Below are 21,713 nucleotides of genomic sequence, written 5' to 3' on the forward strand. Positions count from 1 at the left end.
GTCCGTGCCGGTTGCATGAAACATTCCCGAGGGCCGCGCCGGTTCGCCGTGCGGCAGCCGATTCAAAATCAGGCCGGATCGACTCTGCAGACGCACACCCATGACCCGCTTGTCCTACCTGATCGGCATCGACGGCGGCGGCACCGGCACACGCGCCCGGCTGACCGCACCCGACGGGCAGCTGCTGGGCCTCGGCAGCGCCGGACCCTCGGCGCTGGGCCAGGGCGTTCCGCAGGCCTGGCGGCACATCACCGACGCGGTGGCCGAGGCCTTCCGAACCGCCGGGCTGGCGCACGACGCACAGCAGGCCCGAAGCAGCGACCCGGCGCTGACGGCGCGATGCGGCCTCGGCCTGGGCCTGTCGGGCGCCGAGAACCCCGGCTGGGTGCGCGACTTCCGGGCCGCCGAAGCCGCCGGCGCATGGGGCCATCTGGCGCTCGACACCGACGGCTACGCGGCCGTGCTCGGCGCCCACGCCGGCCGGCCCGGCGCGCTGGTGGCGATCGGCACCGGCAGCGTCGGCGAGGCCCTGCACGCCGATGGCCGGCGCCTGACGGTAGGCGGCTGGGGCTGGTTGCTCGGCGACGAAGCGGGCGGCGCCTGGTTCGGCCAGCACGCCATGCGCATCGCCCAGCAGGCGATCGACGCACGCGCACCGGCCGGTGCGCTGGCGCGCGCGATCTGGGCCGACTGCGGCGCCGACCGGCCGACGCTGCTCGACTGGTGCGCCGGCGCCGACCAGCGGCGCTACGCCGAGCTGGCGCCGCGGGTGTTCGAACACGAGGCCCACGACCCGGCCGCCGCCGCGCTGATCGCCACCGCGCTCGATGCAGTGCGATCGATCGCCGACGCACTCGACCCGCGCGGCGAGCTGCCGCTGGCCCTCTCCGGCAGCATCGGCCGGCAGCTGCGGCCGCGACTGGCTCACGCGATGAGCCAGCGCATCGTCGACCCGGCCGGCGACGCCACCGACGGCGCGCTGCGGCTGTTGCAGCGCTCGCTGCAGTCGTGCCGCTGAACCGCGGCCACGCCGATCCACCGGAGCCCGCCATGCATCCACCGAGCCGCATCGACGGCGACATCCTCACCCCGAACGGCTTCGTGCGCGGCGCACTGCATCTGCAGCACGGGCGCATCGACCGCATCGACGGCACCCCGCTCGACACCGCCGATGCGGGCCAGGGCGGCCACGCCATCGTGCTGCCCGGCTTCGTCGACCTGCACGTGCACGGCGCCGGTGGCCGCGACATCATGGACGCCGGCGAGGCCGTTGCCACCGTGGCGCGCACCCACGCGCGGCACGGCACCACGGCGCTGCTGGCGACCACGATGACGGCGCCGCTCGACGAGATCCGCACGGCGCTGGCGGCCATCGCGCCGGCCGTCGCGCAGCGCCCGAACGGCGGCGCGCGCGTGCTCGGCGTGCACCTCGAAGGGCCGTACATCAACACCGCCCGGCTCGGTGCGCAGCCCGACTTCGCGCGGGAGCTGACGCTCGATGAAGTGGCCGCGCTGCATGCGATCGCGCCGATCCGGCTCATCACGCTGGCACCCGAGGTGGACGGCCATCTGGCGCTGATCGCACCGCTGCGTGCGGCCGGCCACATCGTGCAGATCGGCCACAGCAACGGCAGCTACGAGGACGGCGTGGCGGCGCTGCGCTGCGGCGCGGCCGGTTTCACGCACCTGTTCAACGCCATGAGCGCGCTGCACCACCGCGCGCCCGGCATGGTCGGCGCAGCACTCGCGCATGCGCAGCACGCCGAGATCATCCCGGACCTGCTGCACGTGCACCCCGGCGCGATCCACGCCGCGCTGCGCGCGATTCCCGGCCTGTATTGCGTCAGCGACGCCACCGCTGCCACCGGCATGCCCGACGGCGACTACCGGCTCGGCCGCCACACCGTTCACAAGTGCCTGGGCGGCGTGCGCCTGGCCGACGGCACGCTGGCCGGCAGCGCGCTCACGCTCGACCAGGCGCTGCGCAACCTGATGGCGATCGGCCTGCCGCTGGACGAGGCCTCGCGGCGGGTTTCCACCCATGCGGCCGATTACATCGGCCGCTCCGACCTCGGCCGGCTGCAGGCGGGCGCACTCGCCGACGTGGTGGTGCTCGACGCCGACCTGTCGGTGCGGCGGGTGCTGATCGGCGCGGAAGAAGAAAGCTGAATCGGCGCTGGCCCGGCGCACGACGGCCGCCGCCGGTCGGACAGGGTGTCGCGACCGCCACGATCGAATCGAGGGTTTGCGCCAGAACGAACGATCGTGCGGCGAACCTAGGATGCGGTTCTTCCCATGCAGGCCGCAACGCTCGGCCGCGCATCCCTCGTTTGCCAGGAGACACGCATGACCAGCCCGACCCAACCCCGTCGCCGCTTCCTACGCAATGCCTCGGCCACCGCCCTCGGCGCCGGCGCACTGGCCGCGCCGATGATCGCGCAGGCGCAGACCACCAGCCTGCGCTTCCAGAGCACCTGGCCGTCGAAGGACATCTTCCACGAGTACGCCACCGACTTCGCCAAGAAGGTCAACGACATGACCGGCGGCGAACTCAAGATCGAGGTGCTGCCGGCGGGCTCGGTGGTGCCGGCCTTCGGCCTGCTCGACGCGGTCTCCAAGGGCACGCTCGACGGCGGCCACGGCGTGCTGGGCTACAACTACGGCAAGCAGAACGCGCTGGCGCTGTGGAACTCGGGCCCCGCGTTCGGCATGGACGCCAACATGCTGCTGGCCTGGCACAAGTACGGCGGCGGCCAGGAGCTGCTGGCCAAGCTCTACGCCTCGATCGGCGGCAACGTGGTGTCCTTCCTGTACGGCCCGATGGCCACGCAGCCGCTGGGCTGGTTCAAGAAGCCGGTCACCAAGGTCGACGACTTCAAGGGCCTGAAGTTCCGCACCAACGGCCTGGCGATCGACCTGTTCACCGCCATGGGCGCGGCGGTCAACGCGCTGCCCGGCGGCGAGATCGTGCCGGCGATGGACCGCGGCCTGCTCGACGGCGCCGAGTTCAACAACGCCACCTCCGACCGCGTGCTCGGCTTCCCCGACGTCTCCAAGGTCTGCATGCTGCAGAGCTACCACCAGAGCGCCGAGACCTTCGAGATCACGTTCAACAAGACCAAGTACGACGGCCTGCCGGCGAAGATGAAATCGATCATCGCCTACGCGGTCGAGGCGGCCTCGGCCGACATGTCCTGGAAGGCGATCGATCGCTATTCGAAGGACTACGCCGAGCTGCAGAGCAAGGACAAGGTCAAGTTCTACAAGACGCCCGACGCGATCCTGCAGGCCCAGCTCAAGCTGTGGGACGACATCATCGCCAAGAAGTCGGCCGAGAACCCGCTGTTCAAGGAGATCGCCGCGTCGCAGAAGGCCTTCGCCGAGCGCGCGGTGAAGTGGGACCAGGACACCTACGTCAGCCGTCGCATGGCGGTGGCGCACTTCTTCGGCAACAAGTAAGCCAGGGCCGATCGGGCTCGCGGGACTCGCGTTCCTACGTCAGCCATCCGGGCCCCGTCCGGATGGCTGATTCCTTTTGAGCAGGCCACGAAATGCAAAAGCTGCTGCTGACGATCGACAAGATCAGCACCTTCATCGGCCAGGCGTTTTCCTGGCTGATCGTCGCGCTCACGCTGATGATCTCGTGGGAGGTCTTCTCGCGTTATGCGCTCGACAACCCGCACGCGTGGGCCTTCGACGCCATGATCATCCTGTACGGCACGCTGTTCATGATGGCCGGCGCCTACACGCTGGCCAAGGCCGGCCACGTGCGCGGCGACGTGCTGTACGGCTTCTTCGAGCCGCGCACGCAGGCGACGATCGACCTGATCCTCTACATCCTCTTCTTCATGCCCGGCGTGTTTGCGCTGACCTATGCCGGCTACCACTTCGCGGCCGAGTCGTGGGCCATCCTCGAGCGTTCGAACATCACCGCCGAGGGCCCGCCGATCTATCCGTTCAAGACCATCCTGCCGATGGCCGGCGCGGTGCTGCTGCTGCAGGGCATCGTCGAGGTCATCCGCTGCATCGTCTGCATCCGGCAGGGCGAGTGGCCCTCGCGTGAACACGACGTCGAAGAAGTCGACGTCGACAAGCTCAAGGAGATGGTGCACGTGAAGGATGAAGACATCGCCCGCCTCGACCAGTACGTCGTGCAGCAGGGGAGCACGAAATGAAGATACGCAAGGAACTCTGGTTCGGCTTCTCGCTGATGGCGATCATCCTGATCACGGTCGCCATCTTCACCCCCTGGGCAGGCTTCTTCGACGGCCACCTGAGCCGCGAGGACTTGGGTGCGCTGGGCCTGCTGATGCTGGGGCTGATCGTGGTGGCCATCATGCTGGGCTTCCCGACCGCGTTCACGCTGATGGGCATGGGCGTGTTCTTCGGCTGGCTCGCCTACCGCAGCGTCAACCCCGATCTGGCCGGCCAGCAGATCCTCGACCTGATGGTGCAGCGCGCCTACTCGGTGATGTCCAACGACGTGCTGATCGCGATCCCGCTGTTCGTGTTCATGGGCTATCTGGTCGAACGCGCCAACCTGATCGAGAAGCTCTTCAAGAGCCTGCACCTGGCGCTGGCGCGCCTGCCCGGTGCGCTGGCGGTGGCCACCATCGTGACCTGCGCGATCTTCGCCACCGCCACCGGCATCGTCGGCGCGGTGGTCACGCTGATGGGCCTGCTGGCGCTGCCGGCGATGCTGCGCGCGGGCTACGGCGTGCAGCTCGCCGCGGGTGCCATCACGGCCGGCGGCTGCCTGGGCATCCTGATCCCGCCGTCGGTGCTGCTGATCGTCTACGGCGCCACCGCCGGCGTGTCGGTGGTCAAGCTGTACGCCGGGGCGTTTTTTCCCGGCCTCATGCTGGCGGGCCTGTATGTCATCTACGTGGTCGTGATCGCCAAGCTGAAGCCGCACCTGGCGCCGCCGCTGTCGATGAGCGAACGCGAAGTCGCCCTGCCGCCGATCTCGCAGACGCTTTCCTCGCGTGGAAGCAACGCCATCAGCGGCCTGTTCGGCGCGCTCAAGGGCGCCGCGCTGCCCAAGGGCGCGGTGGCCGGGCAGCTGTTCGTCGCCCTGCTGCCGGCGATCTCGATCGTCGTCCTGCTGGCCTTCATGTACGGCAGCGCCACGGCCCCGGTGGCCAGCGTCGACACCACCGGCCTGGTGCAGGCGGGCAGCTCGTTCGACTCGGCCGGCGACACGCCCACCGAGCTCGGCGGACTCCAGGAGCCGCCCGCCGAATCCGGCGGCTTGCAGGAACCGCCCAGCGAATCAACCGGCCTGCAGGAGCCGCCGAGCGACGACCTGAAGGAACCGGCCGGCGCAGCCCCGGCCACGGCACCCGTCGCTGCCGCAGCCGAAGCGCCGCCGGCGCCCGAGCGTGTGCCGGCGGGCACCTGGTACTGGATCGTCTTCGGTGTCGGCATGGCCGCCCTGTTGCTGACCAACGTGCTGATGAGCTGGCAGCGGCTCGAGATCTTCAAGATGCTGCTGCAGTCGTTCTTCCCGCTGGCGGTGATGATCGTCGCGGTGCTGGGCTCGATCGTCTTCGGCCTGGCCACGCCGACCGAGGCGGCCGCGGTCGGCGCGCTCGGCGGCCTGCTGCTGGCCGGCGCCTACCGCTATGTCGCGGCGCGACAGGCCAGGGCACCGTCGGCGATGGGGCAGACGATCCGCGACCTGGGCGGCATCATCAAGGAGTCGTCGTTCCTGACCGCCAAGACCAGCGCGATGGTGTGCTGGCTGTTCGTCGGCTCGTCGATCTTCTCGGCCGCGTTCGCGCTGCTGGGCGGGCAGGAGCTGATCGAGCAATGGGTGCTGTCGCTGGGTCTGACGACGCTGCAGTTCATGCTGCTGTCGCAGTTCATCATCTTCATCCTGGGCTGGCCGCTGGAATGGACCGAGATCATCGTGATCTTCATGCCCATCTTCATCCCGCTGCTGCCCAAGTTCGGTGTCGATCCGCTGTTCTTCGGGCTGCTGGTGGCGCTGAACCTGCAGACCGCCTTCCTGAGCCCGCCGGTGGCGATGGCGGCGTTCTACCTGAAGGGCGTCAGCCCGCCGCACGTGACGCTGAACCAGATCTTCGCCGGCATGCTGCCGTTCATGGGGATCCAGGTCTTCGCGCTGTTCCTGCTGTACCAGTTCCCGGCCATCGGCCTGTGGCTGCCGCAGGTGGTGTACGGGCGCTGAGCGGGCGCCGAGCGGGCCGTCAACGACGCGGCAAGTAGAGCCGGTCCGAGTAGGTGGCCAGCCACTCGGGCCTGAAGGCCACGAAGATGGCCACCAGCATGCCGGTCAGCACGGCATCGCCCCAGGCCGACAGCCAGCGGCCGACCATCAGCTCGGCGCCGTCGAGGTGCGCGGGCACGCCGCCCAGCCACAGCGCCAGCGCACCGGCGAGCGTGCAGGCCAGCTGGGTGGCGAAGAAACCGCGGGCAAAGATGTAGACGAACAGGTGGTGCGGCAGCAGGCGCCGCACCGCCGCACCCAGCCCGAGCACCAGCGTGGCCGGCACCAGGCCCAGCCAGACCAGCCGGTGCAGGGTCTCCCAGGCGTCGAGCTGGCCCAGCCAGCCGGTCAGCAGCGCGGTCGGCACCAGCGCCAGCACCGCCAGCGGCCAGCCCGCCATCAGCACCAGCAGCGGCGCACCCGACAGCGGCTGCAGCACGGCGCTGTCGGCAAGCCGGTCGGCCCCCCAGAACAGCGGCATCAGCATCCACCAGGTCAGCCAGGCCCCGGGCGGGCCGGACGGACCGAATCCGCGCCACGGACGCATGGCCAGCGCCGGGATCAGGCAGGCAAGGGCTATCGACAGATCGAGCATGCCGCACATGCTAGGCGCAGGCCCGCCGTCCAGCATGATCGCGGTCAAGCTGGCCGGGCGACTGCGCGCGTGGCCACCACCCGCTGTGGCGCAGCCGCCGAAACCGGGGCTGTGCCGGATGGACGCGAGGCGAGCGCGCACTTAAGGTGACAGGATGAACCGCCCCGCCGCCATCGACTTCTATTTCGACTTTTCGTCGCCCTACTCCTACATCGCCTCCGAGTGGATCAACGCCCTGGCCGCACGCCACGGCCGCCCGGTGCGCTGGCACGCCATCCTGCTGGGGGTGACGTTCCAGGCCGCCGAGCTGCGCAGCCCCGTGTCCTATCCACTCAAGCGTGAGTACTCACTGCGAGACTTCGCCCGATCGGCGCGGATGGAAGGGGTGCCGTACGTGATGCCTTCGCCCTTCCCGATCCCGACCCAGAACGCGGCTCGGCTGTTCTGGTGGCTCGACGCCACCGATCCGGCGCGCGCCACCGACTGGGCCCGTGCCGGTCTGCGGGCGTTTTTCACCCGCGGCGTCGATCTGAGCAACATGAGCGCGCTGACCGGCCTGGCGGCCGAGTTCGGCATCCCGGCCGAACAGGCCGCGCAGGTGTGCGCCGACCCGATCTGGAAGGACAAGCTGCGGCGTGAAAACGATGCGGCGATCGCCGCGGGGGTGTTCGGCGCGCCGTTCTTCATCGTCGACGGCGAACCCTTCTGGGGCAACGACCGCAAGTCGCAGATCGACCGCTGGCTGAGCGGCGACCGCTGAACGGCCGGCCCGCAATCGCGCTCAGGGGCGCGGCTGCGCGAACGCGGCGCGGTCGCCGGCGTCGGTGTAACGGGTGATCTGCTGGCTGCGCTGGCGCTGCGTGTCCTCGTCGCTGGCACGCCGGAACTGCTCGCCCAGCCGGGCCAGTTCGTCGCTGCCGCAGGAGCGGCACAGGCTCAGCACCGCGCGGGCGTATTCGGCCGGGCCCAGCATCAGCGCGATGTCGACGTCTTCGCCGAGTTCGTGCAGCACGAGATCGTGGATGCGGATCGCGATCCGCAGTCGGGTTGTGTCGTTCATGGCCATGTTTGCTCCCATGCCATGGTCCATGCAGATGACGTGCCGCCCGATCCGTGAAAACACGCAAAATTGAACCCAAACGTGTCCGTTTTGGGGGTTCGGGATCGAATCCGAGGGTATGTCCGGAGCGGCCTGGCCACTGCACGAACCGCGGCACGCTCGAGCCGGCAGATGGTCTCCGACGGTACCGCGCGCGGACATCGCCGACGCGCACCGCGACGTGACAGGATGGCTCAGGGCGGCACACCGACTGCACCGCGCAGGTGCAGTGATCGTCGGCTCAGATGTCCTTGCGCAGGTTCGCCGGTGCGATCTTGAGCGCCTCGCGGTACTTGGCCACCGTGCGGCGCGCCACCTGGATGCCCTGCTCTTCGAGCATGGTGCTCAGCTGGCTGTCCGACAGCGGTTTCTTGGGGTCCTCGGCCGCCACGAACTGCTTGATCAGCGCCCGCACCGCGGTGCTCGACGCGTTGCCGCCGGCATCGGTGTTGAGCGAGCTGCCGAAGAAGTACTTGAGCTCGAAGGTGCCGAACGGCGTGTTCATGTACTTGGCCGTCGTCACGCGCGAGATGGTCGACTCGTGCAGCCCCAGCTCGTCGGCGATCTCGCGCAGCACCAGCGGCTTCATGGCGATCTCGCCGTGCGTGAAGAAGCCCTTCTGGCGCTCGACGATGGCCTGCGAGACACGCTGGATGGTGTCGAAGCGCTGCAGGATGTTCTTGACGAACCAGCGCGCCTCCTGCAGCCGCGACGACAGCATCGCGCCACCGTCACCGCCGCCATTCGTGGCACCGCCGCGCTGGCTGCGGTGCTGGCGCAGCACCTGGGCGTACATGTCGTTGATGCGCAGCTTGGGCATGACGTCGGGGTTGAGCACCACCCGCCAGCCACGCCCGGCCTTCTGCACGATCACGTCGGGCACGACGATGTTGGCCTCGGCGCGGGCAAAGCGCCGCCCCGGCTTGGGCTCGAGCGCGACGATCAGCGTCTGCGCCTCGCGGATCAGCGCCTCGTCGGCGGCCACGGCGGTGACGAGCTTCTTGATGTCGCGCCGCGCCAGCAGGTCGAGGTGGTGCTGGCAGATGCGGATGGCGGCGGCCTGCGCCGGGCTCGGGTCGAGCTCGCGCAGCTGCAGCACCAGGCACTCGGGCAGGTCGCGCGCGCCGACGCCGGTCGGCTCCAGGCTCTGCAGCCAGCCGAGCGCACAGCGCAGGCGGTCGATCAGCTCCTCGCGCATCGTCGCGGCCTCGACCGGGTCGATCGCGTCGCCGGTCACGACCGCACCGGCCTCGATGCCGAAGGCCAGCCGTTCGGCGATCTCCTCGAGCGTGTCGGCCAGGTAGCCGTCCTCGTTGAGCGAGTCGATCAGCGACTCGACCAGCAGCATGTCCTCGCCGGCCAGGCGCATGCCCAGCAGCTGGCCGCGCAGGTGATCGGGCAGGCTGGGCGTGAAGGTGGAGCGCTCGCTCCAGTCGCTGTCGTCGTCCTCGTTGGCGCCGTTGCGCGCCGCGGGGGTGTCCGACAGGCTGTTGAAGTCCTCGCGGTCGTGGCCGCTGTCCCAGTCTTCGCGCGACTCGCCGGCACCGAAGTCGAGCTGCTCGACGCTCACCGGCTCGGGGTCGCCGACGCCGGCTTCGTGGGCCGCATCGGCGGCACCGGTGTCGGCGTCGTAGCGGGACTCTTCCTGGGTCGGGGCGCTGCGCTCCTGGATGACCTGGCTCTCGGGCGTGGGGCTGTCTTCTTCGGCCTCGAGGAAGGGGTTCTGTTCGAGCATCTGCTCGACTTCCTGATGCAGCTCGAGGGTCGACAGTTGCAGCAACCGGATCGACTGCTGCAACTGGGGCGTCAGCGCCAGATGCTGCGAAAGACGGACCTGCAGGGATGGTTTCACGGGTTGCCGGCCTTCTTGATTACATGCGGAAATGTTCGCCGAGGTAGACCTTGCGGACGTCCGGGTTCTCGACGATCGCCGCGGGCGTGCCTTCGGCCAGCACCCGGCCTTCGCTGATGATGTAGGCGCGGTCGCAGATGCCCAGCGTCTCGCGCACGTTGTGGTCGGTGATCAGCACGCCGATGCCACGCGCCTTGAGGAAACCGATGATGCGCTGGATCTCGAGCACCGCGATCGGGTCGACGCCGGCAAACGGCTCGTCGAGCAGGATGAAGCGCGGCTGCGTGGCCAGCGCACGGGCGATCTCGACGCGTCGGCGCTCACCGCCCGACAGCGCCGGCGCGGGCGATTCGCGCAGCTTCTCGATCGACAGGTCGGCCAGCAGGCCGTCGAGCATCTGCTCGATGCGCTGCGCGCTGTAGCGGCGGCCTTCGGCGTCCTGCTGCAGTTCGAGCACGGCGCGGATGTTCTCCTCGACCGTCAGGCGCCGGAAGATCGACGCCTCCTGCGGCAGGTACGACAGCCCCATGCGGGCGCGCTGGTGGATCGGCAGGCGCTGCACCGGCGCGCCGTCGATGCGGATCTGTCCGGCATCGGCGCGCACCAGGCCGACCAGCATGTAGAAGCTGGTGGTCTTGCCCGCGCCGTTGGGGCCCAGCAGGCCGACCACCTCGCCGCTGTTGACGGCCAGGTGGATGTCCTTGACCACCTTGCGCGCGCCGTAGCTCTTTTCGAGGCCGTCGGCTTCGAGCCGGCTCGACGCGCCGTTGCGGCCCGCCCGGGCCGGCTGCGCCAGCTTCTCGTTCGCCGGGCCGGGCGAGTTCAACGCTTGACTCCCGCCGCGTCGGCCGGGCGCGGCGTGACGATGCCGCGCACCCGCCCGCCGCTGCTGCCGTCGGCCGCACCACCCTGGATCTCGATCGCGTCGCGGCCGTGGTCGTAGACGATGGTCTGGCCGCTGATCTGGTCGGCCAGCACGCCGGCGCGCAGCAGACGCACCTGCGCCTGCTGGCTGAATCGCACGGTCTGGCTGACGGTGTCGTATTCGATGCGCCGGGCCTGGCCCTCGATGACTTCATCGAGGCCGTCGCGCTTCTGCCTGAACGTGGCGGGCTGCGCCTCGCTGCCCGATGCCACCGCCAGCTGGCCGGCGGGCGTCTCGCGCAACTCGATCTGGTCGGCCTTCAGGATCAGCGTGCCGCGGGTGATCTCGACGCCGCCGGTCAGCAGCTGCAGCTTGCGCTTGCCGTCGATCTTGAGCTGGCCGGCATTGAACTCCAGCGGCAGATCCCGGTCGGCCCGTTCGGCCTGGGCCGTCACGGCCAGCGCCGACAACAGCAGGGCGACCGCCCAGCCTGCCGCACCGCGCCGGCCAGCCCGATCGACGCCCGGCTCTCGCGCGGCGACGCACGACGCATCAGACGCGGCAGGGGACAGGACTGAAAACTGTGTGTTCATGGCGGCATGGATATTGCAGGAATTCTACCTGCATCCTGCAGCCAGAGCCTAGTGCCCGGGCCCGCAGTGACAACGGCCCGGAACCTGTCCAGGCCGGTCTGGCGCCCGATCAGCCCCGGGACATGGCCCGGGGCGAGCGACATCAGGCGCCCTTGCGCACCCGTGCCACCAGCTGATCGGTCAGGGCCAGCGCGCGCAGGCCGCCTTCGAGCTCGGGCGTGTTGTCGCCACCGGCCAGCGCCGGCGAGGTGTAGTAGCGGCCGTGGATGCCGAGCGCCGGCACGCCGTCGATCTTGTAGGCCTCGGCCAGCTGCTTGCCCTGGCGCACCTTGGCCTGCATGCCGAACGAGTTGTACATCTCGACGAACTTGGCGCGGTCGGCGCCGTTCTTCTCGACGAAAGCGAAGATGTCCTCCGGCCGGTCGAGCCGCTGGCGCAGCTGGTGGATGGCATGGAAGACCTTGCGGTGCAGGCTGTCGACCAGGCCGAGCGCCTCGAGCGTGGCGTACAGGCGCTGCTGCGGCTCGAAGTTGGGCCGAAAGCCCACGTGTACGCGGCGGAACGCCACGTCGGCCGGCAGCTTGCGGGCCCAGGCGTCGAGCGTCGGCTCGAACGCATGGCAGTGCGGGCAGCCGTACCAGAAGAACTCGACCACCTCGATCTTGCCTTCGGGCGCCGTCACGGACAGCTGCTGCGACAGGCGCACGTAGTGCTTGCCCTCCTGGAAGGACTGCGCAGCGGCGTGACCCGCCACGCCGGTCAGGCCCAGCACGGCGGCGGTTTGAGCCAAGAAATCTCGACGATCCATTTCAGGTTTTCCTTTTGCTTGTTCGGTGACCGGCGCTTCAGCGCGCCACCCTGACCAGCGCGGCGTCGCTGAATCCGACGCCCGCGGCCCGTTCCTTGGCACGGTCGGCGTCTTCGCGCACATCGAACGGGCCGAGCCGGACACGGTACATCGTGTGGCCGGCCTGCTCGCTCTCGGTGATGCGGCCGACCAGGCCGTTGATCGCCAGCCGGGCACGCTGCTGCTCGGCGTCGTCGGTGCGCGTGTAGGCGCCAACCTGCACGTAATACTGGAACGTCTGAGCCGCCGGCTTGGCCGACCGCTCGACGGCGGCCGGTGACGGCGCCGCCTGTGGGCGCGAAGCGGCACCGAAGGCGGCGATCGGCGGCGCGATCGGTGCGGCCACCGCGGCCGATGCCCCCGCATCGGGAGCCGGCGCCGGTTGCGGCACGGCCGGCGGCACCACCGGCCGGGCGACGTTCTTGCCTGCCAGGCCCGCGTTCGGATCCCAATTGCGGTTCTTCTCGAGCTCGGCGGCGTCCTGTTCGGCGGTGCGTTGCGGCACCTTGTTGACGAACGGCACCGGCACCTTGGTGACATACAGCGCCACCGCCAGCGCCAGCGCCAGGCCGATCAGCAGCCCGACGATCATGCCCAGCACAAAACCGCCGCGTTGGCCGTTGCGTTGCGTCTTCACCATCTGCGACATCTCCGTCTCGATCGCCTGATCACATCTTGCGCGGCGCGCTCACGCCCAGCACCGCCAGCGCGTTGCGCAGCACCTGCGCGGTGGCTTCGAGCAGCGCCATGCGCGCGCGCATCGGCTCGACGGCACCGTCGAGGAACCTCACCGCGCCGTAGTAGCTGTGATAGTGCGCGGCCAGGTCGCGCAGATAGAAGGCGACGTTGTGCGGCGCCAGGTCGGCCGCAGCCGCGCCCAGCATCTCGGGGTACTCGGCCAGCTTGTTCATCAGCGCGAACTCGGTCGGCTCGGCGAGCAGGCTCAGGTCGGCATCGGCCAGCGTCGCCAGATCGCCCTGGTGCTCCTCGACGTAGCGCGCAAGCACCGAGCAGACCCGCGCATGGGCGTACTGCACGTAGTAGACCGGGTTCTCGTCGTTGGCCTTCAGCGCCAGGTCGACGTCGAAGACGAACTCGGTGTCGGCCTTGCGGCTGATCAGGAAGAAGCGCACCGCGTCGCGGCTGGTCCAGTCGATCAGGTCGCGCAGCGTCACGTAGCTGCCGGCGCGCTTGGAGATCTTGACCTCCTCGCCGCCCTTCATCACCGTGACCATCTTGTGCAGCACGTAGTCGGGCCAGCCCTGCGGCACGCCGACGCCGGCCGCCTGCAGGCCGGCGCGCACCCGCGCGATGGTGCCGTGGTGGTCGCTGCCCTGGATGTTGATGACCTTGTCGAAACCCCGTTCCCACTTGTGGATGTGGTAGGCCACGTCGGGCACGAAGTAGGTGTAGGTGCCGTCGGACTTCTTCATGACGCGATCCTTGTCGTCGCCATAGTCCGTGCTGCGCAGCCACAGCGCGCCACCTTCCTCGAAGGTCTTGCCGGCCGCCGTGAGCTTGGCCACCGCCTCCTCGACCCGGCCGCTGCTGTAGAGGCCGGACTCGAGGTAGTAATGGTCGAAGCGCACGCCGAAGGCCTGCAGATCCAGGTCCTGCTCGTGGCGCAGATAGGCCACCGCGAACTGGCGGATCGAGTCGATGTCTTCGACCTCGCCCGAGGCGGTGAAGGCACGGTCGTCGGCCTTGACGGTCGCGCCGGCGAGGAACTCGCGCGCGATGTCGGCGATGTAGTCGCCGTTGTAGGCCGACGCCGGCCACTCGGCGTCACCGGGCTTGAGGCCGCGCAGGCGGCACTGGGTCGAGCTGGCGAGGGTGCCGATCTGCACCCCGGCGTCGTTGTAGTAGAACTCGCGGTGCACCGCCCAGCCCTGGGTGGCGAAGACGTTGCAGATCGCGTCGCCCAGCGCAGCCTGGCGGCCGTGGCCGACGTGCAGCGGCCCGGTCGGGTTGGCCGACACGAACTCCACCATCACGCGCTGCCCGTTGGGTGCACGCACGCCGAAGCCCTCGCGCTGCGACAGCACCGCCGACACCACCTGCTGGCGCGCCGCCGGCTTGAGCCGCAGGTTGATGAAACCGGGGCCGGCGAGCTCCATCGCGTCGACCCACTTCTGCGCGGCCGGCTGGCGGCCCAGCGCCTCGACCAGCGCCTGCGCGAGTTCGCGCGGGTTCTTGCGCAACGGCCGGGCGAGCTGCATCGCGGCGGTGATGGCGAGGTCGCCGTGGGCGGCCTGCTTGGGGTTTTCGAAGGCCGGCGCCAGGTCGCTGCCGGGCACCAGCTCGGCCAGCGCAAGCCCCAGCGCGGCGAGCAATTCCTCTTTGGCTTGAATCATGAGTTCATTCTACGGGCGGGGTGTGCAGGGCCGGAGCCGCCCCGGATCGTGGCAGATGACCCCATGTTTGCCGTTTCGTGCACTTGCCCCCCGGGCGCCGGAGTGAAAAACTCGACGCCACTTGACTCCGACTCCATCATGATCGACCTCAGCGAAGCGGTGCAGCCCGAGCGCATCGGCAAATACCGCGTCATACGCCGACTCGGCGAAGGCACCACCAGCGAGGTCTTCCTCTGCCACGACGAATTCCATGACCGCCAGGTGGCGGTCAAGCGGGTGCGCGCCAGCGCGCTGCGCGATGCCGTCGACGGCCACGTGTTCTCGCGCTTCTTCGCCTCCGAGGCGGCGCTGGCCGGGCTGCTGCACCACCCCAACGTGGTCGACATCTTCGACGCCGTGCCCGACCCGGTCTCGCCCTACGTGGTGATGGAGTACGTGCCCGGCACGACGCTGCGTGCCTACTGCCAGAGCGGCCACCTGCTGCCGCTCGAGCAGGTGGTCGAGATCGGCTTCAAGTGCGCGATGGCGCTCGGCTACTGCTACCGCCAGGGCCTGATCCACCGCGACGTCAAGCCGGCCAACATCCTGGCGCTCGAAACCAACGGCGTCGTCACCGACGTCAAGATCACCGACTTCGGCAGCGCGCTGAACCTGGCGTCCGACGCGACCCAGGTGCACCGCGTCGGCTCGCTGGCCTACATGTCACCCGAGCAGCTCGACGGCAGCCAGCTCGATGCGCGCTCCGACATCTACTCGCTCGGCGCCGTGCTCTACCACCTGATCGCTGGCCACGCCCCGTTCGAGGCCAGCAGCCAGGCCAGCCTGATGCACCAGATCTGCCACGTGCAGCCGGTGTCGCTGGTGGGCCTGCGTGCCGGTGTCAGCACCGCGCTGGATCAGGTCGTGCAGCGCTGCCTGTCCAAGCGCGCCGACCTGCGGTTCTCGTCGTGGGACGCGCTCGGCGAGGCGCTCTCGCAGCTCATCACGATGCACCACGTGCCGCGTGGCGCGCTGCAGGGCGTGCTCGACTCGGAGCGTTTCACGCTGCTGCGCACGCTCGACTTCTTCAACAACTTCGGCGACGTCGCGCTGTGGGAGGTCGTGCACCGCGCCAAGTGGCAGCGCTTCGCGGTCGGCCACGCGCTCTACAGCAAGGGCGAGGAAGGCCGGCACTTCCACATCATCGCCAGCGGCGCGGTCGAGGTCTACCGCGACGGCCGACGGGTCGCCGAACTCGGCACCGGCACCTCGGTGGGCGAGATGGCCTACCTCGCGCCCAACCCCGAGCTGCGCCGCCACAGCACCGACATCGTCGTCACCGACGCGGCCACCACGATCTCGTTCGCGCCCGATTCGCTGGCACGCCTGAGCCCGGCCTGCCGGCACCTGTTCGACGAGGCCTTCATCCGCGTGCTGGTGCGCCGACTGCACGCCGCGCACGAAGCGCTCGCCCACCCGCGCCGCATCCTCTGACCCGACCGGTCTGACGCGCCGGCGCCACAGCCGTCGGTGCCCGGCAACACGTCGACGGGCCGGCGCTTGTCCGGGCGCGGCGCGCGCGCTTCAATGCACGCGGCGCGCCGCGCCGCTCCTCCACAGCACGAGACCCCCATGAAATCCTTCCTCACGATCGCCGCCCTCGCCCTTGCCACCCTCGCCACCGGCGCCCACGCCGCCGATGCGGCCTGCGAGGCCAAGGCGCTGGACAAGAACGGCAAGGCCCTGGCCGGCGCGGCCAAGAACAGCTTCATGAAGAAGTGCGAGGCGGAATCGCAAGCCTCGGGCGCCGGCGCCGCCTGCGAGGCCAAGGCACTGGACAAGAACGGCAAGGCCCTGGCCGGTGCGGCCAAGACCAGCTTCGTCAAGAAGTGCATGGCCGAAGCGAAGTAAGCCGCGCCGCCCGCCAGCGGCGGGTTCACGGGCCCGGCGCGCGTCGCGTGCGCCGGCCACGGCCCGGAACATTCGCTGGCATCATGAATGAATGAGTTCGTCCTATCTCTGGGTCAAGGCCCTGCACATCGTCTTCATCGCCAGCTGGTTCGCCGGGCTTTTCTACCTGCCGCGGCTGTTCGTAAACCTGGCGATGGTCGCCAACGACAGCCACGCCGAGCGCGAACGGCTGATCCTGATGGCCCACAAGCTGCACCGTTTCGCCACCGGCCTGATGCTGATCGCGCTGGTCAGCGGGCTGTGGCTGTGGCTGGGGGTGGGCATCGGCCGCGGCCCGGGCAACGGCTGGATGCATGCCAAGCTGGCACTGGTGACGGCGGTGGTGGGCTATCACTTCGTCAACCGGCGGCTGCTGACCGGGTTCGAGCAGATGGCCAACCGCCGCAGCCACCGCTGGTTCCGGGTCTACAACGAGGTCTCGGTGCTGCTGTTCGCCGCCATCGTGGTGCTGGTGGTCGTCAAGCCGTTCTGAGCCCACCCCGCATCCTGACCTGATGCCCCGCAGCAGAACCGGCTGACGCCGCCTCCCCACGCCCCGCATGGCCCGGCCTTTCGATCGCCACCGTTCTTCGGCCTGGCCACTGGCTGCGGCCTGGATGGCGCTGATCGTCTACGCCAGCCTGCATCCGTTTTCGGGCTGGCACTGGCCCACCGTGACCGACACCGAGGGCTGGCTCGACCTGCTGTGGCTGCCCACGCCACGCTCGTCGCGCTTCGACCGCTGGGCCAATTTCCTGGCCTATCAGCCGCTCGGCCTGCTGCTGGCGATCGCCTGGATCCGCTCGGGCCACGGCACCTGGCGGGCCTGCGTGCAGGCGACGCTGGCAGGCCTGCTGCTGTCGCTGCTGATGGAGTGGACGCAGAACCTGCTGCCGATCCGCGTGCCGTCGCGCCTCGATCTGGCGCTCAACGGCGCCGGCACGCTGCTCGGCGCGCTGCTGGCCGCGGCACTGCAGGGCTTGGGGCTGGTGCGCTACTGGCAGCGCCTGCGCGACCGCTGGTTCGTGCCGCACGGCAACGCCGGCCTGGCGCTGCTGCTGACCTGGCCGGTGGCGCTGCTGTTTCCGCCGCCCTTGCCGATGGGGCTCGGCGAGGGCCTGTCGCGCGCCGCGCTGGCCCTCGGCGATGCGCTCGCCGACACGGCGCTCGAAGGCTGGCTGCCGACACCCGCCGCGCAGGGCCAGCTCGCACCCGGCACCGAGCTGATCGCGATCGTGCTCGGCCTGATGGCGCCGTGCTGGGTGGCCTTCGTGATGTCGCGCCAGGTCGTCAACCGGCTGGTGCTGCTGGTCGGGGCGATGCTGCTCGGGCTGCTCGCCACCACCTTGTCGACCGCGCTGAACTTCGGCCCCGAGCATGCACTGACCTGGGTCACGCCGGTGCTGCGGCCGGCACTGGCCGGCGCGGTGCTGCTGAGCGTGGCGCTGGCGTTCCTGCCGCGCCGGGTGGTGGCGGCACTCGGGCTGGTCGGCATCACCAGCCTGATCGCGCTGATCTCGCAGGCCGGCACCGACCCGTATTTCGCCTCCAGCCTGCAGGCCTGGGAGCAGGGCCGCTTCATCCGCTTTCACGGGGTGGCGCAATGGGTCGGCTGGCTGTGGCCGTTCGCGGCGCTGCTGTTCCTGATGCTGCAGGTCGCCGAACGGCCCACCCACGCCGAGGTGGCTCGCCGGTGACGCCGGGCCGCCTGAAATGGATCGACACAGGGGCTTTGCACCCCCCTCCTACAATCGAGATCATGAGCAGTTATTACCAGCGTCACATCTTCTTCTGCCTGAATCAGCGCGACAACGGCCAGTCCAGCTGCGCCGACTTTCCAGCCCAGGCCGCGTTCGATCACTGCAAGAAGCAGGTCAAGGCCGCCGGTCTTGCCGGCCCCGGCCAGGTGCGTGTCAACAAGGCCGGCTGCCTCGACCGCTGTGCCGGCGGGCCGGTCGCGGTGGTCTACCCCGAGGCGGTCTGGTACAGCTTCGTCGACAACAGCGACATCGACGAGATCGTCGAGTCGCACCTGAAGAACGGCCAGGTGGTCGAGCGCCTGGTGCTGCCGGCCGACGTCGGTCGCTGAGCCCGCACGATGAATTCCAAGACCCAGAAACGCCAGATCGACGGCCCGGTCGGCACGATCGAATGCGCGATCGATCTGCCCGCCGACCGCACCGAACCGCGCGGCGTGGCGGTGGTGGCGCACCCGCATCCGCTGTTCGGCGGCACGCTCGACAACAAGGTGGTGCAGACGCTCGCGCGCGCGCTGGTGCTGCTGGGCTACGAGACGGTGCGCTTCAACTTCCGCGGCGTCGGCGCCACCGCCGGCACGCATGACGAAGGCCGCGGCGAGAGCGACGACATGCTGGCCGTGATCGAGGCCTTCCGCCGCCCCGGCCTGCCGCTGGTGCTGGGCGGCTTCTCGTTCGGCGGCTACGTCACCACGCTGGCCGCGGCGCGCCTCGCCGGCGAGGCCGCCGCCGAACGCATCGTGCTGATCGGCCCGTCGACCCAGCGCGCCACGCCCGCGCCGGTGCCGGCCGACACGCTGGTGATCCACGGCGAGACCGACGACGTGGTGCCGCTCGCCTCCACCCTCGACTGGGCCCGGCCGCAGCAGCTGCCGGTGATCGTGATGCCCGGCGTCGGGCACTTCTTCCATGGCCAGCTGCCGCAACTGCGCCAGCTCATCGTGCGCAGCTGGCACTGACTTCGGCCGGGCATGCAACTTCGCGTCGCTGCCCGGCATCCAACAGACCCCGGACGCTCGGCGAACCGACCCCTTCCCGCAGCGCGGCCACCGCCGCCGCAGCCCGGTCGGGTGCAGACAACGCCGCGCGTCCCCTTGCAGGAACCCCTTTCATGACCCGATCCCATCCCTTGCCCCGCCTGCTGGCCACGCTGGCGCTTGGCCTGAGCCTGAGCCTGAGCTTCGGCGCCCTGGCGCAGACCGCGCCGCCCGAAGTGGCGGCACGCGCCTACCTGCTGCTCGACGTCAGCGCCAACCAGGTGCTGGCCGAGCGTGACGCCGACGCCACCGTCGAGCCCGCGTCGCTGACCAAGCTGATGACCGCCTACCTGGTGTTCCAGGCGCTGCGCGACAAGAAGCTCGCGCTCGAACAGGAGCTGACGGTGTCCGAGCGCGCCTGGCGCACCGGCATGACCGACACCTCGCGCATGTACATCCAGGTCGGCACCAAGGTGAAGGTCGAGGACCTCATCAAGGGCATGATCGTGCAGAGCGGCAACGACGCCACCGTGCAGCTGGCCGAGGCGGTGGGCGGCACGCTCGAGAACTTCGTCGTGCTGATGAACCGGCAGGCACAGGCCTTCGGCCTGAAGGTGACGCAGTTCAGGAACCCCGAGGGCCTGCCCGCGCCCGGCCATGTCAGCACCGCGCGCGAGCTGTCGATCATCGCCAGCCGGCTGCTGGTGGACTTCCCGGCCGAGGCGCGGTACTACACGCTCAAGGAATTCACCTTCAACAAGATCAAGCAGCCCAACCGCAACCTGCTGCTGTGGCGCGACCCGACGGTCGACGGCCTCAAGACCGGCTACACCGACAACGCCGGCTACTGCCTGATCGCCACCGCCAAGCGCGACCTGCCGGCCGGCCAGCGCCGGCTGGTCAGCGTGATCCTGGGTGCGTCCTCGAAGGAAAGCCGCGCGACCGAAGCGCAGAAGCTGCTCAACTGGGGCTACAGCGCCTGGGACGCGATCAAGCTCTACGACGCGCGGCAGACCATCACCACCGCGCCGGTCTGGAAGGGCGCCAGCGCCACCGCCAAGCTCGGCACGCTCGTGCCGCTGGTCGTCACGGTGCCACGTGGCGAAGGCAGCCAGCTCAAGACCGAGATCACGCGCACCGACCCGCTGCTGGCGCCGCTGACCGCCGGCCAGCCGGTCGGCACGCTGAAGGTGGTGTCGGGCAGCCGCGTGCTGACGCAGATGCCGGTCACCGTGACCGAGGACGTGCCGGTCGCCGGCCTGTTCGGCCGCATGTGGGACAGCGTGCGCCTGATGGTGCGATGACGTGCCGCAGCCGCGCTGGATCATGGCGCGCGCCGCGCTGACGCGCTAATCTGCAGTGCTGCCACAGCCTCACCGGTCTGGAGCCACACCATGCACGCAAACCCGTCAGCCCTCCCCGGTCTGCCCTGCTACCTGAACGGCCAGTGGTTGCCGCTCGAGCAGGCCCAGGTGCCGGTGCTCGACCGCGGCTTCATGTTCGGCGACGGCGTCTACGAGGTGGTGCCGGTCTACGGCGGGCGGCTGTTCCGCTTCGACGAACACATGGAGCGGCTCGAGCGCTCGCTGCACGCGGTGCGCATCGCCAACCCGTGCTCGCGCGAGGACTGGCTGGCACTGATGCGCCAGCTGGTCGAGCGGGTCGGCGCGGCCAGCGGCAGCACCGAGCAGCTGCTCTACCTGCAGATCACGCGTGGCGTGGCGCCACGCGCCCATCCGATGCCGGCCGGCCTCGCGCCGACCGTCCTCATGATGAGCCAGCCGCACGCCGCGCCGAGCGCCGAGCTGCGCCACCGCGGCCTGGCCTGCATCAGCCACCATGATTTCCGCTGGGAGCGCGGCGACATCAAGTCGATCTCGCTGCTCGGCAACGTGATGGCGCGCCAGCTCGCGGTCGATCACGACGCCGACGAGACCATCCTGCTGCGCGACACGCCGCACGGCCCGGTGGTCAGCGAAGGCTCGTCGAGCAACGTCTGGATCGTGCTCGAGGGCGCGCTGATCGGCGTGCCGCCTTCGGCCCACACGCTGGCGGGCGTGCGCATCGAGCTGCTGCGCGAGCTGTGCGAGGACGAAGGCATCGCCTGCCACATGCGCCCGATCGCCGAGGCCGAGCTCTACGCCGCCGACGAGATCCTGCTGAGCTCGGCCGGCCGCGAGGTGCTGCCGGTGACGCGGCTCGACGGCGAATCGGTCGGCCACGGTGCCGGCCGCGGCAAACCCGGCCCGGTCTACGCCCGCCTGCACGAGGCCTATCAGCGCGCCAAGCAGGAACAGTCGCTCTGAATCCCCTTCCAGCCAGACCCGAACCGATGCAAGACATTCCGCGCGAACAATCGCTGATCGAATACCCGAGCGCCTTCCCGATCAAGGTGATGGGTGCCCATGTGCCGGGTTTCCTCGAAGCCATCGTCGAGATCGCCCTGCGCTTCGACCCGGCCTTCGCGCCCGACAGCGTCGAGCAGCGGCCCAGCAAGGCGGGCAACTACCTGGGCCTGACGATCACCGTCACCGCCACCAGCCGCGACCAGCTCGACGCGCTCTACCGCGAGCTCAGCGGCCACCCGATGGTCAAGATCGTGCTGTGAATCCG

General features: G+C 69.7%; 23 protein-coding genes. 15 read left to right on the forward strand and 8 right to left on the reverse strand.

Features of this window, described 5'->3' with window-relative positions:
• Positions 1-100: 100 nt before the first annotated feature.
• The 5 genes from LCHO_RS21000 to LCHO_RS21020 all read left to right on the forward strand — a co-directional run bounded on the left by LCHO_RS21000 (position 101) and on the right by LCHO_RS21020 (position 6,193).
• Positions 101-1,018, forward strand: a complete 918-nt coding sequence (locus tag LCHO_RS21000; protein ID WP_012349209.1) for a glucosamine kinase nucleotide-binding domain-containing protein — start codon at positions 101-103, stop codon at positions 1,016-1,018.
• Positions 1,019-1,050: 32 nt separating this feature from the next.
• Positions 1,051-2,169, forward strand: coding sequence for an N-acetylglucosamine-6-phosphate deacetylase (gene nagA / locus LCHO_RS21005; protein ID WP_012349210.1), 1,119 nt, complete (start codon positions 1,051-1,053; stop codon positions 2,167-2,169).
• A 177-nt stretch (positions 2,170-2,346) separates the two neighbouring features.
• On the forward strand, positions 2,347-3,459 hold the full coding sequence (locus LCHO_RS21010; protein WP_012349211.1) for a TRAP transporter substrate-binding protein: 1,113 nt from the start codon (positions 2,347-2,349) through the stop codon (positions 3,457-3,459).
• A 92-nt stretch (positions 3,460-3,551) separates the two neighbouring features.
• Entirely contained in the window at positions 3,552-4,175 is a 624-nt protein-coding gene (locus LCHO_RS21015) for a TRAP transporter small permease subunit (RefSeq protein ID WP_012349212.1), read from the forward strand.
• On the forward strand, positions 4,172-6,193 hold the full coding sequence (locus LCHO_RS21020) for a TRAP transporter large permease (RefSeq protein WP_012349213.1): 2,022 nt from the start codon (positions 4,172-4,174) through the stop codon (positions 6,191-6,193). Before LCHO_RS21015 ends, LCHO_RS21020 begins: the two co-directional genes overlap by 4 nt.
• Positions 6,194-6,212: 19 nt before the next feature.
• Here the strand turns inward: LCHO_RS21020 and LCHO_RS21025 are convergent, their stop codons facing one another.
• On the reverse strand, positions 6,213-6,836 hold the full coding sequence (locus LCHO_RS21025; RefSeq protein ID WP_012349214.1) for a membrane protein: 624 nt from the start codon (positions 6,834-6,836) through the stop codon (positions 6,213-6,215).
• Positions 6,837-6,981: 145 nt separating this feature from the next.
• On the opposite strand from LCHO_RS21025, the gene LCHO_RS21030 reads away from it, so the two are divergent.
• Complete coding sequence (locus tag LCHO_RS21030; protein ID WP_012349215.1) at positions 6,982-7,587, forward strand: 2-hydroxychromene-2-carboxylate isomerase; 606 nt, start codon at positions 6,982-6,984, stop codon at positions 7,585-7,587.
• 21 nt (positions 7,588-7,608) lie between these two features.
• Here LCHO_RS21030 and LCHO_RS21035 read toward each other — a convergent pair whose 3' ends face one another.
• The 7 genes from LCHO_RS21035 to argS form a co-directional block, all read right to left on the reverse strand.
• Positions 7,609-7,887 (reverse strand): hypothetical protein, encoded by a 279-nt coding sequence (locus LCHO_RS21035; protein ID WP_150105540.1) that lies wholly within the window; start codon positions 7,885-7,887, stop codon positions 7,609-7,611.
• A gap of 280 nt (positions 7,888-8,167) precedes the next feature.
• A complete protein-coding gene (locus LCHO_RS21040; protein WP_012349217.1) occupies positions 8,168-9,778 on the reverse strand; it encodes an RNA polymerase factor sigma-54 in 1,611 nt (536 codons plus the stop codon).
• A 19-nt stretch (positions 9,779-9,797) separates the two neighbouring features.
• Positions 9,798-10,574, reverse strand: coding sequence for an LPS export ABC transporter ATP-binding protein (gene lptB, locus LCHO_RS21045; protein WP_043706094.1), 777 nt, complete (start codon positions 10,572-10,574; stop codon positions 9,798-9,800).
• 26 nt (positions 10,575-10,600) lie between these two features.
• Positions 10,601-11,236, reverse strand: coding sequence for a lipopolysaccharide transport periplasmic protein LptA (gene lptA, locus LCHO_RS21050; RefSeq protein WP_012349219.1), 636 nt, complete (start codon positions 11,234-11,236; stop codon positions 10,601-10,603).
• A 142-nt stretch (positions 11,237-11,378) separates the two neighbouring features.
• Positions 11,379-12,026: a thiol:disulfide interchange protein DsbA/DsbL gene (locus LCHO_RS21055; protein WP_338033640.1), complete on the reverse strand. Its 648-nt coding sequence runs from the start codon at positions 12,024-12,026 to the stop codon at positions 11,379-11,381.
• A 55-nt stretch (positions 12,027-12,081) separates the two neighbouring features.
• Entirely contained in the window at positions 12,082-12,732 is a 651-nt protein-coding gene (locus LCHO_RS21060) for an SPOR domain-containing protein (protein ID WP_223210479.1), read from the reverse strand.
• Positions 12,733-12,751: 19 nt separating this feature from the next.
• Positions 12,752-14,437, reverse strand: a complete 1,686-nt coding sequence (argS, locus tag LCHO_RS21065) for an arginine--tRNA ligase (RefSeq protein ID WP_012349222.1) — start codon at positions 14,435-14,437, stop codon at positions 12,752-12,754.
• Positions 14,438-14,575: 138 nt separating this feature from the next.
• Here argS and LCHO_RS21070 point away from each other — a divergent pair, with 138 nt between their 5' ends.
• From LCHO_RS21070 to LCHO_RS21110, 9 genes are all read left to right on the forward strand, one after another.
• A complete protein-coding gene (locus tag LCHO_RS21070) occupies positions 14,576-15,910 on the forward strand; it encodes a serine/threonine-protein kinase (protein WP_012349223.1) in 1,335 nt (444 codons plus the stop codon).
• A 138-nt stretch (positions 15,911-16,048) separates the two neighbouring features.
• On the forward strand, positions 16,049-16,327 hold the full coding sequence (locus tag LCHO_RS21075) for a hypothetical protein (protein WP_012349224.1): 279 nt from the start codon (positions 16,049-16,051) through the stop codon (positions 16,325-16,327).
• A gap of 91 nt (positions 16,328-16,418) precedes the next feature.
• A complete protein-coding gene (locus tag LCHO_RS21080) occupies positions 16,419-16,859 on the forward strand; it encodes a CopD family protein (RefSeq protein ID WP_012349225.1) in 441 nt (146 codons plus the stop codon).
• Positions 16,860-16,926: 67 nt separating this feature from the next.
• Positions 16,927-18,063, forward strand: coding sequence for a VanZ family protein (locus tag LCHO_RS21085; RefSeq protein WP_043704560.1), 1,137 nt, complete (start codon positions 16,927-16,929; stop codon positions 18,061-18,063).
• A 62-nt stretch (positions 18,064-18,125) separates the two neighbouring features.
• Positions 18,126-18,455, forward strand: a complete 330-nt coding sequence (locus tag LCHO_RS21090; RefSeq protein ID WP_043704561.1) for a (2Fe-2S) ferredoxin domain-containing protein — start codon at positions 18,126-18,128, stop codon at positions 18,453-18,455.
• A gap of 9 nt (positions 18,456-18,464) precedes the next feature.
• Positions 18,465-19,082 carry an alpha/beta hydrolase gene (locus LCHO_RS21095; RefSeq protein ID WP_012349228.1) on the forward strand — a complete coding sequence of 206 codons (618 nt, stop codon included), beginning with the start codon at positions 18,465-18,467 and terminating at the stop codon, positions 19,080-19,082.
• Positions 19,083-19,234: 152 nt separating this feature from the next.
• The gene (locus tag LCHO_RS21100) at positions 19,235-20,404 is read left to right on the forward strand and encodes a D-alanyl-D-alanine carboxypeptidase family protein (RefSeq protein WP_012349229.1); all 1,170 of its coding nucleotides are present in this window, start codon (positions 19,235-19,237) and stop codon (positions 20,402-20,404) included.
• Between the two features lie 90 nt (positions 20,405-20,494).
• Complete coding sequence (locus tag LCHO_RS21105) at positions 20,495-21,406, forward strand: D-amino acid aminotransferase (protein WP_012349230.1); 912 nt, start codon at positions 20,495-20,497, stop codon at positions 21,404-21,406.
• A 26-nt stretch (positions 21,407-21,432) separates the two neighbouring features.
• Positions 21,433-21,708 carry a DUF493 family protein gene (locus tag LCHO_RS21110; protein WP_012349231.1) on the forward strand — a complete coding sequence of 92 codons (276 nt, stop codon included), beginning with the start codon at positions 21,433-21,435 and terminating at the stop codon, positions 21,706-21,708.
• Positions 21,709-21,713: the final 5 nt, after the last annotated feature.

The organism is Leptothrix cholodnii SP-6, assembly GCF_000019785.1.
GTDB lineage: Bacteria > Pseudomonadota > Gammaproteobacteria > Burkholderiales > Burkholderiaceae_C > Sphaerotilus > Sphaerotilus cholodnii.